A 15,816-nucleotide genomic window follows, 5' to 3' on the forward strand; every position below is an offset into this window, starting at 1 on the left:
AACATGTATATGTTAAATGGAAACAATGAAAGTTAATTATCATGCTATATGCATAAAATATGGTATAAAATATGGTATAAAAAAATTAAATTAACCAAATATAATTAGTTCGAATTCAGATTATGGAAATTATGATAGTGGTAGCCATGCATCTTTTTTTCATCCCATTCATAGTATGATGCAGGAAGTTCATTGGATAGTTCGTCAAGTTGCGAGTAAGTAGCCGAAGGACTATTTTTTACTTTAGGAGGAGTATGAAGGAGGGGAATAAAACCAACAACATGAAAGGTGGAATTGTTGAATTAAGAATGCAAGTTATTGGACTACAACAAACGATTGAAGAATGAATACAAAGAGTAACAATATTGGCGGATAGATTAGCAACGAAAGCTGATATAACTTATGTTCGAGGAATAGTCAAAGAATCTGTAGGAATTAAAAAGATTGAATATATCAAAGCGGTAGGAATGGATTGTAAGGTTGGTATTTCATTAGGCGGGAAAGTAGTAGCTGACTCTATAATTGAACACACAGCTGATCCCATCCAAGGTCGCTTGATTAAAGGAAGTGAGATAAATGAAATTAACTAAACAAGAACAAGCGGTTGTAATTGGTACATTCATTTCAATGTTAGGACAGGATCTTGTAAATGAGCGTATCGATAAACAGAAGTTAAAAAGTGCAATTCCAATCTTTAATGAGTTGGAAGATAACACAACACCAAAGCAAAAGAGAGAAGCAATGATTAGTTTACTTAATAAAGCGGTGGATGAATTCTTAAAACAATAGCCATAAAAAAGGAAAAGCGGTTCTGGTGCAAAGAAAGGATACGTTCCCAAGAAATAATGAGGATTCCTATTGGAATCATTCTTTACGCTGTTAATCCAAATAATTGATGAATAAATTCTTTTTGATTTTGAACAGACTGATCCCGTAAATCAACCTGTTCTTTTTTTATCATATGCATGGCTTCTACTCCTGCAAGTATACATGTAGCGGTGCCAAAAGATTTAAATCCTAACATAGAGCGTACACGTTTTTTAATGAATCGATGGTCTTGCTCCACTACGTTATTTAGATATTTTATCTGCCGAATTTGAGTGCCTAACGGCACTTTTTTCTCGCTCTTTAATTTAGTGATGGCAACTGGATAAGCAGGATTTTTATCAATTGTGATTGTACGAGGTTTTGAGACATGAAAAGACTGCAAAGCCTTTTTAAAGAATCGCTTTGCAGCCTTATGATTTCTAGTTTTACTGAGATAGAAGTCAATCGTATTTCCTTCAGAATCAACCGCACGGTATAAATACATCCATTGCCCTTTTACTTTTATATACGTTTCATCCACTCGCCATGAATCATTTGTTTGTTTAAGATGACGTCGGATCCGTTGATCCAGTTCCGGTCCGTATTGATGGACCCAGCGCATAATCGTTGTATGAGCTAAAGATAATCCTCTTTCTTCCATCATTTCCACCAAATCTCGAAAACTTAGATTGTACCGTAGGTACCAACGTACAGTTAATAAAATTATATCTGGTTGGTAATGCTTCCATTTAAACAAATTGTCCTTTTTCATACTGATCACATCCCTTTTGTAGAGTAATCGTATCAGTATGTCCAAAATTAGAAGATTACTTGCAATTAACCTAATTTTTTGCACCAGAACCCACAATTGTATATACCGTATAATCCAGTCACTTGTGTTAGCTCGAAAAATAGTGAAAGGAAAAAGGAAATGCAAATTGTTTGTAAGAAACTACGTCGGAAATAATAACGTAAGTAAATACCGAATGGAACAGTTAATAGAACATTAAATGCAACTTGTAAAAACGCAGACTCTTTTAATAAGTAGAAATAAGTAGCTGGTTTCGTTAAAACTGCCGATGTATGACTACTAATCTCTTGTATGAAATAAAATGGTGAGAGTTGCATGTGTTGTGTATTAGCTGGTTGTAGGCTACAAGTATCAAACGTTTGTGGTAACGGCAAAATAACAAGAAAATAGGCATTTAATAAGTAAAGTAATAATGAGTATAAAATAAATGAGCGCCATTTATTTAAATAACCGTATTTTCGATAATTAAATATTAAAAAAGGGATTAAAAGAAACATTGCTAAAAAGGGGAATAAAATAAATGCTGTTTTTACTGGAAATAAATATGCAGTCAAAGTAAAACTCCTTTCAATGAAAATTCGTTTATCATTATAGCGCTAAAAATATTTAAATACAAAGTTAAAATCTTTCGAAATAGAAATAATTACTAATTTTATAGGAATTAAGTTATAATAAATTTAATATGAGGATATTATGATTATGTAAGTTGAGAGAGGGTACAAGAGATGCGATATGAACTTTTTTCTGTAAGTGGGGATCATATTACGACTTTTGAAAGTGCATGGCGTTTTCAGGAGGGAGAACAGATTTTTGTTCATGATGATCAAACAAAAAGAAACTTTATTATTATTCGTCTGACGCATGATGTATTTCAACAAAATAAACATGTTATTCGTTTGTATTGTCAAGAGAAGAAAGTGTATGCATAAGAGAAGCCCTCTTACAGTATGAAAAGTAAGAGGGCTCTTTATCCCGCTATTTGTGGGAAGCACAATTGGTGAGGATTAAAGTTTCACTTTATCATTTTGCCCCTCGTAAGGAATAAAAAGAGAAGGGTTAATGCACATAGGTAGCATTTGATTTGGAAGAAAGTATATAGCCTTGTATTTTGTGCTTCAAAGTTACATGGCCTTCTCTTTGAGAAAGCCATGTATGGTAATCTTGTTGTGTTTTCCATAACAGACGAATCATATATTCTGCCTTATCATTTGTACGATGAACATGTGAAAACTCTATGTTAATACAACCGTTCGTTCCGGGAGAAGGATAATATTGTTTAAGCCCATAAAGAAGCTCACTTTCATATCCGTACTTAATATGAATGAGTTTAGTAACAATAAACATATAAACACCTCTTTTACGATAATAGTAGGAAAGATAGCTTTACTATAATAGTGAACTTAAATAATATCATACTATTCAGAAAATTCAAAGTAAATGATAGATTTTAACTTAATACAGGTGTAAAAAAGCGAGTCATTCTATTACACTAGATGACTCGCTTTCAATTTGTAAGTTTTACTTTATAAGAAAATAAGAGTAAGTACACCTACGATAATACAATAGAAAGAGAAATATTTTAAATTTCCTTTTGCCATAATGTTCATAAACCATTTTAGTGAAATATACGTCATGATAAATGTTGCGATGAATGCAACGACATATGGTACGAATAATGTGTCTAGATTTGGATCATTTGCAATGTCTGTAATGCTTAACAATAAGCCACCTAAGCTAACAGGAATGTATAGTAAGAATGAGAAGCGAAGAGCTGTTTCTTGCTTCATACCAAGTAACATTGCTGCTACGATTGTGGCACCAGATCGGCTTATTCCGGGAATCAGTGCGCAAGCTTGTGCTAATCCGACGATGATTGCATCTTTCATAGAAAGGTCGCCATCATTTTTACGACCGCGTAAATTTCTAATAATCCAAAGGCCGACAGCAGTAATAAGAAGGGAAATCCCAACCATCTTCACACCTTTTAAGTACTGATCGATGTAATCTTTAAATAAAACACCAATAACACCTGCTGGAATGGTTGCAATAACAAGATAAATAATAAAGAAGAAATCTGATTTTGCGTCTTCTGCTCTTGTAAATATATAAGAGAGACCATTCTTCGTTAGACGAATTAAATCATTTCTATAAATAAGTAATACAGCTAATAATGAAGCTGAATTAACAAGTAGTTCGAAGCTAAACCCTTCTATTTTTAGTCCTAGCAAATGTTGTGCTAAAACGAGATGACCACTTGAAGAAATCGGAATTGGTTCTGTTAGTCCTTGGAACAGACCGAGAATTAAATATTTTAAAACGTAGTAAAATTGTTCCATAATAACCTCCTTGTTTATTAGTTGAAAGAAACAACTTTTCCATTATAACAAAGATATGGATGAATATTGAAAAGAAATAAATATTCGAAATAAAATAAAAATCCCTCATAGCAGTATAAGGGATTTTTATTTTTAATTAAGAATTTACTGTTCCTTGAAGACTTTTAGACAATTGAACATCGACTTTTTCAGCATCATGAATATGATTCATAATAGTAGTATTTAATTTTTGGAACATTTGTTGTGTGTTAGCGAATTCTCGTAATATGTCATCATTACAAGATTTTTGGTTTTCAATAGCCTTAATAACATTTGTAGCACCATTTTGTAACGTTTGAATCATAACTAAAATATTTTCAATTCTAGCGTTTGTATCGGCGCTCATTTCTACACCTTCATCGACTAAATGTAAATTATCTTTTGTGTTATCGTATGCTTTTTCAATTTCTTCTTGAATTTTTTTCGTTAAGTTGCCTATGTTTTTTGTACTTTCTGCTGTACTTTCTGCTAGTTTTCTTACTTCATTGGCAACGACAGCGAATCCTTTACCGTGTTCTCCAGCACGTGCGGCTTCAATACTCGCATTTAAAGCAAGTAAATTTGTTTGTGCTGCAATGTTTTGAATGACTTCTACAATTTGCTCGATTTCCTTTGAGCGTTCGCTTAGATGATTCATACTATTAGACGTGCGTTGGGATTGTTCACCTAATTTATTAATTACAATAAGTAAGCGGTGAACGGATTCTTTTCCTTCATTAGAGCAGTCAATAATTTCTGCAATAGACTGAATTAAGCTTTGTTCCTTTTGCAACATTTCATTATTTAACTCATTGGAATGTGTCGTACGTGTTGAAACATTTTCGAAACATGAACTTAATTGTTGAACTAAATTTTGAAGTGTATTGTGTTGGTTATTTACAAGTTGATGCTCTTGGACAACGCTTTGTACACGATCGTGGATAGTAGAAATAGTCTCTTGTTTTTCAATATCTTTTTGTTTTAATTCTGCTTCTAATTCTTGTATACGCTCTTCTAATTGAGCAATTGTATGTTGGAGTGATTTTTTTTGAGTAAACATGTATTTATTTCAACCGCCTTCGAAAGTTATATTTTCTCTATATTTGGATTTTAGCATCTTTTGTATTTTTTAAATATAGGAATTGTTAAATATTTAAGAATCTATTACATTTTATTCATAATTCTCTTTTTTTCGTCACGAAAAATAAACTGTATTTAATCGTTTTGTAAACAAACTGTAAAATAAATCATGTATAACTGTATAAGAAGGGAGTCGGATTATGAACTATTTTAAGCGAATCAGCTGTCTAGTATTAGCAGGAATTATCGGTCTTTCTAGTACAGTCGCTGTTAAAGCAGAGTCAAACGACGAGAAACTTAACAACATGCAACAGCAATTGCAACAAAACGATGCAGAAATGCAAAAGAAAGAGCAAGAGAAGCAAGCTGTTAGTAAAGAAATTAAAGGTATCGAAAACGAACTACATAATTTAAATAATACAATTGCAAAAAATAAAGAGGATCAAGCTGCTATTCAACGTAAAATCGATGAAACACATAAGCAGATTGAACAAAAAAAGGAAGAAATTGTCGTTTTAGAGGATAAAGTCCTTGCTCGTAAAGATATTATGAGAAAACGTATGGTTTCTGTTCAAAACAGCTCAAATACAAGTTTAGTAGTAGAAGTTGTAGTAGAGTCAAAAAACTTTGCAGACTTCTTACAACGTATGAACGCAGTTTCTACTATTCTAGAAGCTGATAAAGAAATTTTACGTCTACAAGAACAAGATCTTCGTCAAATTGAAGAAGATAAGAAAACAATTGACGAAAAAGAAGCATCTTTAGTAGTAGACAAACAAAAATTAGCAAAAGCGCAAGCTGAACTGCAAGATAACTTGAAAAAACGTCAAGATAACTTACAAACAGTTCAAGCTAAATATAATGAGGTTGCAAGTCAACTTAATTTAGCAGCGGAAGAAAAAGCTAAAATTGAATCAAATATGAAGGCAGTACAAGAAACAATTGCTCGTGAACAAGAAGCAGCAAGAATTGCGGCGGAAGAGCGTGCAAAAGCAGAAGCGGCTGCAAAAGCAGAGCAAGAAGCTTTAGCGAAAGCACAAGCGGAAATTGCTGAAAAGCAAAAGCAAGAAAAAGCTAATAAACCAGCTGAACCAGTTGCTAATAATAATTCGAAGGTAGAACCTGCAAAACCTGCACAACCTGAACCATCTTCTAAGCCAACTGCTGGTGGGAAAGAACTTTATGTACATGCAACAGCTTATACAGCAGATCCAGGTGAAAATGGCTATGCACCAGGTCAACAAGTATATTCTGCATGGGGAGGCTATAATCTAACTGCAAACCCAGGAATGAAGTTGATTGCGGTGGACCCATCTGTTATCCCATTAGGTTCTCGTGTATATGTTGAAGGATACGGAGAAGCAATTGCAGCAGATACTGGTGGCGCGATTAAAGGTCACAAAATTGATGTTTTAATGCCAGATAAAGCTTCGTCTAGTAAGTGGGGCAGAAAAAATGTTAAGCTTACAATTTTAAACTAAAACGTAATCCAACTTTACAATACGTAAAGTTGGATTTTTTTGTAAGAATAATGTTAAGTTGGGTTTACATTTTGTTAAGGATAGCATACAATGATGGTGAGAGGTGGTAAATTTGACCATTTTAAACAGAGTAAAAGAATTAAGAGCTCGTTTTAACTTTACACAAAGCGTATTAGCAGAAAAGGTTGGAGTAACGAGACAAACAATTGCAGCAATTGAAAAAGGGGATTACGTTCCTTCGTTGTTATTAGCACTTACGATTTGTGATGTGTTTCAGTTAAAGATGGAAGATGTGTTTGTTTTAAATAAGGAGGGGGAAGAGGATGAATAGAATTGTTTTTTCTTATATTATAAACGTGCTTTATACTGCTTTAGCATGCTGGACACTTGTTGAATTTTATAGTGTCATTACAGAGTTAGCAGATATAATTAAAAACGAGAAATTCCCGTTTGAAGTAGCGGTTAATGGAGTACCATTCATTTTATTATTTATTGGAGCAATTATAGTTACAATTTTTTATAGAATTCAAAAGAAAAAATATAAGAATTTATCTTTTTGGATGTATCCATTATTATTTCCACTAGAAGATGAACGTGAAAAAGCGATTACGGATAAAGCTTGCCGAACAACATTTGTATCGTTATGGTTTGTGTTACCTTGTGCAGTTGGATTTTTAACTTTTTCGCCTATTATTAATGAATATCTTCCTGGATACCCATTATATATTCTATTTTCGATTTTCTTTATTCAAATGACAGTATTTCACGTATCACTATACAGAAATAAATTAGCTTAAAAAGAAACCTTCTTGCACCGGCAAGAAGGTTTCTTTTTAGCTAATACTTGTACATATGGCGATATTATTTTATCATTTTATATAGAGTAAGATTTTGTAAGGGAAAGGAATTGTATATGAATAAGCAAAGAATTTATAGTATAGTAGCAATCCTTCTATTTGTTGTAGGTGGCGTGTTAATTGGAAAGCCATTTTATGATGGATATCAGGCTGAAAAGAAACAGACTGAAAATGTGCAGGCTGTTCAAAAGATGGATTATGAAAAGCATGAGACGGAATTTGTAGATGCTTCCAAAATTAATCAACCAGACTTGGCGGAAGTAGCGAATGCATCATTAGATAAGAAACAAGTAATTGGTCGTATTTCGATTCCAAGTGTTTCAGTAGAACTGCCTGTTTTGAAAGCTTCTACTGAAAAAAACTTATTATCAGGTGCAGCGACAGTAAAAGAGAATCAAGTTATGGGAAAAGGGAATTACGCACTAGCAGGACATAACATGTCTAAAAAAGGTGTTTTATTTAGTGATATAGCTTCTTTGAAAAAAGGCGATAAAATTTATTTGTATGACAATGAAAATGAATATGAGTATGCGGTTACTGGTGTATCTGAAGTAACTCCTGATAAGTGGGAAGTTGTAGAGAATCATGGGAAAGATGAGATAACACTTATTACATGTGTATCTGTAAAGGATAATTCTAAGCGTTATGTTGTTGCTGGTGATTTAGTAGGAACGAAGGCGAAGAAGTAAAAAAAGAAGGTGAACTCTTTAAAGAGTTCACCTTCTTTTTTACTAATGTTGAGAAATTATAGAATATTTTGGTTGATATTTAAGTATTCTTCTATTTATGTATAATAAAGTTAGAATTCTACATTTTGGGAGGAACAAGAGTGAGACAACAGGTGAAGAAACTTCTTTTAACAACGAGTATAGCGTTATTGGTAGCTCCAATTTCAGCTTATGCGCATCCAGGGCGTACAGATGCTAATGGCGGACATACGTGTCGTACAAATTGTGAGAAATGGGGATTACAGTACGGGGAATATCATTATCACAATAAACCAGCTTCTAGTAGTGGTGCAACGAGCCCAGCTCCTAGCCAGAATAATAATAGTGCTGTAGAAGCTGAGAGACAAGCAGAAGCACAGCGCAATACTGAGGCTGAAAAACAACGTAATGCAGAAGCACAGCGTAAAGCTGAAGAAGAGAGACAACGTGTAGCCGAGGAACAAAGAAAAGCTGAAGAGGCACGTAAACAAGAGGAAGCGCAGCGCCAAGCTGATATGGAAAAAGGTCAACTTGAAGGTCAAAAGAATGGAGAAACTGATTTTAAAGCAGGAAAAAATGATGCAGAAGTGCATGTAGCTGGAAAATCTGATGCATATAAACAAGCGTTTAAAGCGACTTATGCAGCCGCATGGTCTTTAGAAGAGCAGAAGAAAACGCATTTTGAAAAAGGAAAAGAACAAGGTTTAGCGCAAGAGACGATGGACGATAGTCAAGTTGCTCCAGAGTTTAAGGTAAACTTTGCAGACGGGTTCAAAGTAGGGAATAAAGAAAGAGTAGAAAAAATTGAAAAAGAGCAAGCTGAATTAGGGGAAAAGACAGGGAAAGAATTAGCTGAAAAGAATCCTGGAAATAGAGAGAAAGAAGTATACGTGAAGGCATATGAAACAGCGTATGAAAAAGGCTATAAATCTACAAAAAAGGCAGTAGAAAAAGCTGGCTATAAGTATGCATTTGAAAACTATGAGTAACTACTCAGCTTCTTCAAATAAAAAAACAGGCCAAATACATGTTTCCGATTCGAAAACATGAAAAGAAAATACTCCAATCAGAGAAAGAATCTATGCCAAATAGAGAAATTCTCTTATGAAGTCGTGTTATTCCAAGGAACCGTTCTAGTTTCTATGACTTGGTTTATCGCTTGTAAGACCGATTGTTTTTGTTTTTTCATGGTACTCATAAAGCTTCGTATCTGACAAAAAGATTCTGCGCCTTTCTTACTTCGGAAAGTCCCAGACACTTTCTGTTTTACTTTCGTCATCCGAATATCCCGTTCTGCTTGATTGTTATCAAATGGAATGGCTGGATGTTCTAAAAACGCTAGAATTCTGTCAGAATACTTGACGAAGCGATTCCATAAATTTTGAGAAGGCGTCTGCTTTCCTTTCTTCTTTTGTTTCGTGGAAAGAATCTGTTGTTCTTTCAATATGGATTGATACATAATAAACAGATTCTTTTGCGTCGCTTTTGGCATGGTACCTTCGGATTGCTTTTTCATCGTCAACGCTTGCGTTAGAAATTTCTGCATCTGTTGTGCCCATTGTTCTCCAGTACTATCTATAATTCCTTGTAAATCTCGTAAGAGATGGGCATTACATAAAACGTGACGACAATCTGTATACGCATCATACGATTTCCAACCATCATGCATCGCAATTCCAGAAAAAGATGGCAAGATTTCTCCAGCATCCATTGCTTCTTTTCCACGTTTTTGATGAATATGTTGCAATGTCACCTCCGGTGTACTGGCAGTATGTAACCATTGTGTTTTGTTTTCTACACGCATACCAGTTTCATCAAAATGGACAACAGGAGACTGCAGAATCTTTTCCTTTACTTCTTTTATGAATGGCTGCAATTGAGAAGCGAAAGCCTGTGTATGATTTACCAGGGTTCCTTCGCTTATAGAATGTCCAAAACAATCCTGAAAGAATTCTTTTGTTCGCTTCAAAGAAATGCATTGATAATGCGTTAAATAGGGAATCAGTCTTTTTATATTTGGACCATATTGAACAGGACGAGATACTGTCGAAGGAAATTGGGCTTCTTGGATAGAATGGCAATGTGGGCATTCTTTCTGTTCTACTTTATGTTCTGTCACTTCGATCTGAATAGGTGGTAAGTCATACACTTGGCGAATGCGATACCCTTTTACAGGCTCGTGGTTCAAGGAAGTATGACAACAAGTACAATATGTAGGAGAATGTGTAATCGTATGATCTGGAGTCGCTGTCAAACCAAGAGTATGTCCCTTGTGGCCCAACTGGCCACCCGTTTGACGATGAGACGGTTTGCGCAAACTTTTTGTAACGGGCTTACCCAAACCATCTGTAGAAGGTGGCTTATGACTATTTTTGGAGTTTTTTTTTGAAGCATTTTCTAGTTCTTGTATACGTTTTTCTAACTTAGAAAATGTTTCTTCAAATAAAGAAATAACAGCTTCAGGTCCTTTTTTATATGTATCTAAAATAATTTTTCGATCGACCATAAGATTCACCTCCCCTGTTTGATATACTCAGTATTTACAAATGGGAGGCATATGAAACTAGTAAAATTTAAAAAAGACACCGAAAGGTGGCTGAGTAGTTACAACTATGATTTAAAAGTTCCTGCTAAGTATGAAAGAAATGAATTGTTAAAGAAATGGTTTACTGAAGGATTTAAATCGAATAAAAAAGCAGCGGAAATTCGAGAAGAAGGGTATAAAAAGGGAGACAGCTGGTTCTCATTCTTCTATAAGAGTTTCGTACCAAGTGAATATAAAGAACATAAAGAGCTGTACGAACAAGCAATCGAAAAAGGTAAAACAGCATAAAAAAAGATGAGGAGAAATTCCTCATCTTTTTTTATCCATCCATTTCACTAATTTCTTAGAAATTAATAATAAAACACAACCTAGTACAATTGCCACAGCGCCAATAACTGTGAATACTTCAGCGTATCCAAGTGAAGTTGTGAAGCTTGCAAGTTGTCCGCCTAAAATGTTGGCGATACCTGAACTTGCTAGCCATACACCCATTAGTAAAGATGCTAATTTTACCGGAGCAAGCGCACTAACCATTGATAGTCCGACAGGTGATAAGAATAGCTCACCTAACGTATGGAAAAGATACGTAAAGACGATAAACAGTAAGTTTGCTTTTTCTGTAATGTTATGTTCATCACTACCTGTTTTTAATGTAGCGATAACGAGAATGATATAACCAATACCGAGCAAAATCATACCAAGTCCCATTTTAGTTGGGATTTTTAAATCACCCTGCTTGCGAGTTGCAAGTTTTGCCCATAATGCAGAAATGACTGGAGCAAGTAAAATAATAAATAATGGATTGACCGATTGGAACCAAGATGTTGGAACTTCCCATCCGAACACAGAGCGGTCTACAAATTTGTTTGTATATAATGTTAATGAGCTACCAGCTTGTTCAAAGCCAGCCCAGAAGAAGACAACGAAGCATGTTAAAATGACGATAACTGCGGTACGTTGTTTTTCTTTTTTTGTTAATGGTGTATCTCCTACTGATGGTTGTCCAGCAGCTGTTTGTAAATCGCGAGTTGGTTTTTTACCGATATTACCAAGGAAGCGATTTGATAGTGTTGTAAATAAAATTTGTCCAATGATCATTCCGATTGAAGCGGCTAAGAAACCGTAACGGAATCCGTAATGTACAACGCCATCAACTGTTGTTTTGAATAAATTTTCTGATAAAAATCCGCAAACGAGTGGAGCTAAAAATGAACCGACGTTAATACCCATATAGAAAATGGTAAATGCACTATCACGTTTTGGATCGTTCTCTTCGTATAATTCTCCAACCAGTGTAGAGATGTTCGGTTTGAAGAATCCGTTACCGATAATAATAAGCGCTAATCCGAGGTATAGGCCTAATTGGTTTTGCAAGGCAAATAGTGTAAGGTTACCGATTGCCATTGTTATACCACCAATTGTGATTGCTTTTCGTCTACCTAGAAAACGGTCTGTTAAGTATCCACCAATCATTGGTGTGAAATAACAGGCTCCAGTATAAAATCCGTAAATAGAGAGTGCCCATGCGGGACTAAACCCAAGACCACCGCTTACTAAAGCTGTCGTTAAATATAATGTTAATAATCCTCGTAATCCATAGTAACTAAATCTTTCCCACATTTCTGTAAAGAAGAGTAAGTATAAACCTGGAGGATGTTTCTTTTTTCTTTGTTGTTCTCTTTCTAGTTGTATCGCTGATTCCATGTTATTTTCCTCCTGACACAAACAAAAACAAAGTTAATAATTTTGTACATTTAATATTTTACTTTATTAACTATTATAAGTCAATAAAGGTTGATTTTTCAGAAGAAATTGGAAAAGAGGAATAGCTATAGAATGGGTGTTTCTTTTGTGATAGACTATGGACTATGTTTTCTTTGTAAGGAAGCGGGTTATTGTACTTTTTTATATGTGAAATTGATTTCATAAAAGATGAAATTAAAGAAGGAGAAAGAAATGAAATTGTTACAGAAAAAAGAAATTTTACTTATTAGCCTTATGTTATTCTCTATGTTCTTTGGAGCAGGGAATCTGATATTTCCACCTTTCCTTGGGTATGAAGCAGGAGAACATGTTTGGATTTCATTAGTAGGGTTTATTATATCAGCAACAGGTCTTCCTATATTAGGTGTTATCTCTATTGCAAAAGCAGGAAGTTTTCAAACGTTAGCGGGTAGGGTTCATTCTTCATTTGCAATTATTTTTCCATGTATCGTGTATGTATTTATTGGACCTGGGCTTGGTATACCCCGTGCGGGAAGTTTAGCTTTTGAAATGGGGCCAGGTCAGTTATTCCCTGAAGCAGGAAACGGATTATTATTGTTTTACACAGTTATTTTCTTTAGTATTGTTTACTGGTTAAGTTTATCCCCATCTAAATTAATGGGGTTGTTTGGAAAAGTCTTGACGCCGTTATTATTATGTATGATTGCACTCATTTTTATAAAGAGTATGTTTACAACAGTAGGAGATATGAAAGAACCAATAGGGAACTATGGCCAAGCTCCTATGTTTCAAGGGTTTTTAGATGGATATTTAACAATGGATGCGTTAGCTGCTTTAATCTTTGGAATTGTTATTGCAAATGCATTACGTGCAAAGGGTATTGAAGATGATAAAGGTTTAGCGAAATATATGAGTATTGCTGGAATTGGGGCAGGACTATTATTATCTATTATTTATGTCATCCTTGGATATGTGGGGGCAATTAGTGGCTCATTAGGAACATTTGATAACGGTGCGAAAGTGTTAGCACAAGTTATGATTACATTATTTGGACAGGGCGGAGTCGTTTTATTAGGTCTTATTTTTACTATCGCGTGTTTATGTGTTTCAATTGGACTTGTTACGTCTTGTAGTCAATTTTTTGCGAGTGCATTTCCGAAAGTATCTTATAAATTGTGGGCATTTATAGTAAGCGTTGTTAGTATGATTTTAGCTAATTTAGGGTTAACGCAAATTTTAAAAGTATCAGTACCAATTCTTGGATTTATTTATCCAATTGCGTTAACGCTTATTATTCTAGGGTTATTCCATCAGTATATTGGAAAGTATGCATACGTATATGCAGTAACTGTTTTGGTTGTAGCGATATTTAGTGCAATTGACATTTTAAATAAAAATGTAATGATGAATCAGTGGACGTCAGCATTAAAATACATCCCGTTTTATACAGAAGGTGTTGGGTGGATTGTTCCAGCTATTGTAGGCATGTATCTGGGTTTTATCGTTAGCATTTTTCTAAATAAGAATAAATGAGTAAAAAGGTGTTTTCCTATTTTGGGAAGACACCTTTCTTTTTTTGGAAAAATACTATTGAAAATGAATAGACTAAGAGTATGATAAAGATAATTGGTAATATATAGGTTCAATGAGAGTTACGAATAAGGGGGGAGCGTATGAAGAAGGATTTGGATAAGAAAATAGAAGCACTCGAAACGGCAATTGAAACAATTCAAGAAGCACTTGCTGAATTAAAAGTAAAGCAGAGGGAAATAGAAGTAGAAAACGCTCAGCAACATGTTAGTAAGAACAAGAAAGAATATATTGAAACGGTAATGGAGGAAAAGCCAAAAGAAGAAATAGTTAAGATAAAAGAGCCTTTGCAAGAACCTGAGTTAAAACAAGTAGATATATCGGCTTTTAAACCAGAGCCATTTAATATTATTAAGTTTTGTCAGACGTGGTTACCGCGTGTATTTGTCGGTATTATGTTGCTTGGAGTGATCTGGTTATTTAAAGCAGGGGTAGATGCTGGTTTATTAACACCAGCGATACGAATTGTGTTTGGTATCGCATTATCTATCGGGTTGTATTATATAGGAGATATTCAAATTAAAAGAGAGCGGCAAGCGTTAGGATTAGTATTAGCTGGAGGAAGTATTACCGGGATTGTTCTAACGACGTTTGTAGCACATTATTTATATGGATTTATTCCGGCAAGTGTCGCGTTTCTCTGTAATATTGCATGGGTTATTTTAGGGATTTATTTAGCGAAAAGATATCAATCGGAATATCTCACTATTTTCGTAGCGGTCGGTGCGTTCTTCGTACCATTCTTGTTAAATAGTACGACTCCTAATCCTTATATTTTCTTTGGATATGAGACAGTATTAACACTTAGTTTATTATGGTATGCGTTGAAAAATCGTTATAAATACTTATATATGATTTCTTACGCTGTTGCTGCCATTGTCCTTTTCGTTTTCTTTGCTGTTATGTCAATGTTAGTAGAGAACTTGCAAATACAGTTAACGATTGTATATGGTTTGATTCATTTACTATTATTTTGGCATATGTTTACGGAGAGAAGTTTTATACTAGAACCACGTTTGGCGATATTTAGTGCGAATGCAGTGTTCTTTATACTAGCTATTTCAAAAATACCTGATTTTACAACATGGGGATTAATTATTAGTGCACTCGTGCATGCCGCTATGTTCGTATGTGAATATAGGAAAAATAGACATTCTACATTTACAAATCTCTTATTTGGTTTCGCAATGGGAGCATTTAGTTTAGCAATTTTATATGAGTATAGTTTAGTGAATGCAGCGATTGTACTATTGTTACAAGGTTTCCTCGGCATGGTCACTTCTATTAAAGTAAAACAACAGATAAAATTGTATGTTAGTGCGACGGTTTACGCAATTGGAATGATACAGACTATTTTTAGCCCGTTTGATCAATTTATTTCGGCAGGCTTTGTTGCTCATCTTATTTTAATAGGAACGTTCTATTATTGCATGAGAGAAGCGAAAGAAGTATTAGCGAGCTTCGGCAAATATATGTATTCTATAGTGCTCTATTGGTTTATGATAATTGTATTTATTACAATTACGAGAATCGGTGAAGTTTTATCTGCAGATGGAAGCGTAATTAGTGTATCAGTATCGTTATTATGGATGGTATATGCATTATTTGCGGTTTGGTTTGGAAGAAATAGAAATATGGATGAAATATTATATGCTGGTTTAGTCGTTTTAGTCGTAACGGTAGGGAAGTTATTCTTACTTGACTTACCAGAGGTATCGATGATGATTAGGGCAGTGTTATTCCTAATCGTCGGTAGTATAGGTATCGTTATTTCAAGAATGTTTTTCTCGAAGGAAGAGAAGTGAGAAGAAGGCAATCCATGTATGGATTGCCTCAGAGTGTTGGGAAACCCTTTAGGG

General features: G+C 34.5%; 14 protein-coding genes and 4 pseudogenes. 11 read left to right on the forward strand and 7 right to left on the reverse strand.

Annotated features, from left to right (window positions below; all coding sequences use genetic code 11):
• Nucleotides 1-347 precede the first annotated feature (347 nt).
• A complete protein-coding gene (locus AC3WVZ_RS01585; protein WP_425594307.1) occupies nt 348-590 on the forward strand; it encodes a hypothetical protein in 243 nt (80 codons plus the stop codon).
• Complete coding sequence (locus AC3WVZ_RS01590) at nt 577-789, forward strand: hypothetical protein (RefSeq protein ID WP_098148346.1); 213 nt, start codon at nt 577-579, stop codon at nt 787-789. The genes AC3WVZ_RS01585 and AC3WVZ_RS01590 overlap by 14 nt, the downstream gene beginning before the upstream one ends.
• A gap of 82 nt (nt 790-871) precedes the next feature.
• Here AC3WVZ_RS01590 and AC3WVZ_RS01595 read toward each other — a convergent pair whose 3' ends face one another.
• Entirely contained in the window at nt 872-1,579 is a 708-nt protein-coding gene (locus AC3WVZ_RS01595; RefSeq protein ID WP_233935413.1) for an IS6 family transposase, read from the reverse strand.
• An 86-nt stretch (nt 1,580-1,665) separates the two neighbouring features.
• Nucleotides 1,666-2,172, reverse strand: a pseudogene (locus AC3WVZ_RS01600) (VanZ family protein); the annotation flags it as partial.
• Nucleotides 2,173-2,343: 171 nt separating this feature from the next.
• Here AC3WVZ_RS01600 and AC3WVZ_RS01605 point away from each other — a divergent pair.
• On the forward strand, nt 2,344-2,547 hold the full coding sequence (locus AC3WVZ_RS01605) for a hypothetical protein (protein ID WP_001268332.1): 204 nt from the start codon (nt 2,344-2,346) through the stop codon (nt 2,545-2,547).
• 127 nt (nt 2,548-2,674) lie between these two features.
• On the opposite strand, the gene AC3WVZ_RS01610 is transcribed toward AC3WVZ_RS01605, so the two are convergent.
• From AC3WVZ_RS01610 to AC3WVZ_RS01620, 3 genes and pseudogenes are all read right to left on the reverse strand, one after another.
• Nucleotides 2,675-2,962, reverse strand: coding sequence for an antibiotic biosynthesis monooxygenase (locus AC3WVZ_RS01610; protein WP_233935925.1), 288 nt, complete (start codon nt 2,960-2,962; stop codon nt 2,675-2,677).
• A 179-nt stretch (nt 2,963-3,141) separates the two neighbouring features.
• Nucleotides 3,142-3,954 carry an undecaprenyl-diphosphate phosphatase gene (locus AC3WVZ_RS01615; protein WP_000434794.1) on the reverse strand — a complete coding sequence of 271 codons (813 nt, stop codon included), beginning with the start codon at nt 3,952-3,954 and terminating at the stop codon, nt 3,142-3,144.
• A 136-nt stretch (nt 3,955-4,090) separates the two neighbouring features.
• Nucleotides 4,091-4,621, reverse strand: a pseudogene (locus AC3WVZ_RS01620) (methyl-accepting chemotaxis protein); the annotation flags it as partial.
• A 631-nt stretch (nt 4,622-5,252) separates the two neighbouring features.
• Here AC3WVZ_RS01620 and AC3WVZ_RS01625 point away from each other — a divergent pair.
• The 5 genes and pseudogenes from AC3WVZ_RS01625 to AC3WVZ_RS01645 all read left to right on the forward strand — a co-directional run.
• The gene (locus AC3WVZ_RS01625) at nt 5,253-6,533 is read left to right on the forward strand and encodes a 3D domain-containing protein (RefSeq protein WP_059304140.1); all 1,281 of its coding nucleotides are present in this window, start codon (nt 5,253-5,255) and stop codon (nt 6,531-6,533) included.
• Between the two features lie 112 nt (nt 6,534-6,645).
• Nucleotides 6,646-6,864, forward strand: coding sequence for a helix-turn-helix transcriptional regulator (locus tag AC3WVZ_RS01630; RefSeq protein ID WP_000154019.1), 219 nt, complete (start codon nt 6,646-6,648; stop codon nt 6,862-6,864).
• Nucleotides 6,857-7,330, forward strand: a complete 474-nt coding sequence (locus AC3WVZ_RS01635) for a DUF2178 domain-containing protein (protein ID WP_053565231.1) — start codon at nt 6,857-6,859, stop codon at nt 7,328-7,330. The genes AC3WVZ_RS01630 and AC3WVZ_RS01635 overlap by 8 nt, the downstream gene beginning before the upstream one ends.
• A 116-nt stretch (nt 7,331-7,446) precedes the next feature.
• Entirely contained in the window at nt 7,447-8,079 is a 633-nt protein-coding gene (locus tag AC3WVZ_RS01640; RefSeq protein ID WP_233935926.1) for a class A sortase, read from the forward strand.
• A 140-nt stretch (nt 8,080-8,219) separates the two neighbouring features.
• A pseudogene (locus AC3WVZ_RS01645) lies at nt 8,220-9,083 on the forward strand (YHYH domain-containing protein); the annotation flags it as partial.
• Between the two features lie 116 nt (nt 9,084-9,199).
• Here the strand turns inward: AC3WVZ_RS01645 and tnpC are convergent.
• Nucleotides 9,200-10,603: an IS66 family transposase gene (tnpC, locus tag AC3WVZ_RS01650; protein WP_100910632.1), complete on the reverse strand. Its 1,404-nt coding sequence runs from the start codon at nt 10,601-10,603 to the stop codon at nt 9,200-9,202.
• Between the two features lie 102 nt (nt 10,604-10,705).
• Here tnpC and AC3WVZ_RS01655 point away from each other — a divergent pair.
• Nucleotides 10,706-10,930, forward strand: a pseudogene (locus AC3WVZ_RS01655) (YHYH domain-containing protein); the annotation flags it as partial.
• 21 nt (nt 10,931-10,951) lie between these two features.
• On the opposite strand, the gene AC3WVZ_RS01660 reads toward AC3WVZ_RS01655, so the two are convergent.
• Entirely contained in the window at nt 10,952-12,346 is a 1,395-nt protein-coding gene (locus AC3WVZ_RS01660) for a peptide MFS transporter (RefSeq protein ID WP_233935928.1), read from the reverse strand.
• 252 nt (nt 12,347-12,598) lie between these two features.
• Here AC3WVZ_RS01660 and brnQ1 point away from each other — a divergent pair, with 252 nt between their 5' ends.
• Entirely contained in the window at nt 12,599-13,900 is a 1,302-nt protein-coding gene (brnQ1, locus tag AC3WVZ_RS01665) for a branched-chain amino acid transport system II carrier protein BrnQ1 (protein ID WP_065212086.1), read from the forward strand.
• A 140-nt stretch (nt 13,901-14,040) separates the two neighbouring features.
• Nucleotides 14,041-15,762 carry a DUF2339 domain-containing protein gene (locus AC3WVZ_RS01670; RefSeq protein WP_233935929.1) on the forward strand — a complete coding sequence of 574 codons (1,722 nt, stop codon included), beginning with the start codon at nt 14,041-14,043 and terminating at the stop codon, nt 15,760-15,762.
• The last annotated feature ends 54 nt before the right edge of the window (nt 15,763-15,816 follow it).

The sequence above is a fragment of the Bacillus sp. CPT56D-587-MTF genome, from assembly GCF_058792335.1.

What these genes read in the sequence shown, in the direction of transcription:
- AC3WVZ_RS01590 (WP_098148346.1), top strand. Translation starts at nt 577, where the DNA reads ATGAAATTAACTAAACAAGAACAAGCGGTTGTAATTGGTACATTCATT.
- AC3WVZ_RS01595 (WP_233935413.1), bottom strand. Translation starts at nt 1,579, where the DNA reads ATGAAAAAGGACAATTTGTTTAAATGGAAGCATTACCAACCAGATATA.
- AC3WVZ_RS01605 (WP_001268332.1), top strand. Translation starts at nt 2,344, where the DNA reads ATGCGATATGAACTTTTTTCTGTAAGTGGGGATCATATTACGACTTTT.
- AC3WVZ_RS01610 (WP_233935925.1), bottom strand. Translation starts at nt 2,962, where the DNA reads ATGTTTATTGTTACTAAACTCATTCATATTAAGTACGGATATGAAAGT.
- AC3WVZ_RS01615 (WP_000434794.1), bottom strand. Translation starts at nt 3,954, where the DNA reads ATGGAACAATTTTACTACGTTTTAAAATATTTAATTCTCGGTCTGTTC.
- AC3WVZ_RS01625 (WP_059304140.1), top strand. Translation starts at nt 5,253, where the DNA reads ATGAACTATTTTAAGCGAATCAGCTGTCTAGTATTAGCAGGAATTATC.
- AC3WVZ_RS01635 (WP_053565231.1), top strand. Translation starts at nt 6,857, where the DNA reads ATGAATAGAATTGTTTTTTCTTATATTATAAACGTGCTTTATACTGCT.
- AC3WVZ_RS01640 (WP_233935926.1), top strand. Translation starts at nt 7,447, where the DNA reads ATGAATAAGCAAAGAATTTATAGTATAGTAGCAATCCTTCTATTTGTT.
- tnpC (WP_100910632.1), bottom strand. Translation starts at nt 10,603, where the DNA reads ATGGTCGATCGAAAAATTATTTTAGATACATATAAAAAAGGACCTGAA.
- AC3WVZ_RS01660 (WP_233935928.1), bottom strand. Translation starts at nt 12,346, where the DNA reads ATGGAATCAGCGATACAACTAGAAAGAGAACAACAAAGAAAAAAGAAA.
- brnQ1 (WP_065212086.1), top strand. Translation starts at nt 12,599, where the DNA reads ATGAAATTGTTACAGAAAAAAGAAATTTTACTTATTAGCCTTATGTTA.
- AC3WVZ_RS01670 (WP_233935929.1), top strand. Translation starts at nt 14,041, where the DNA reads ATGAAGAAGGATTTGGATAAGAAAATAGAAGCACTCGAAACGGCAATT.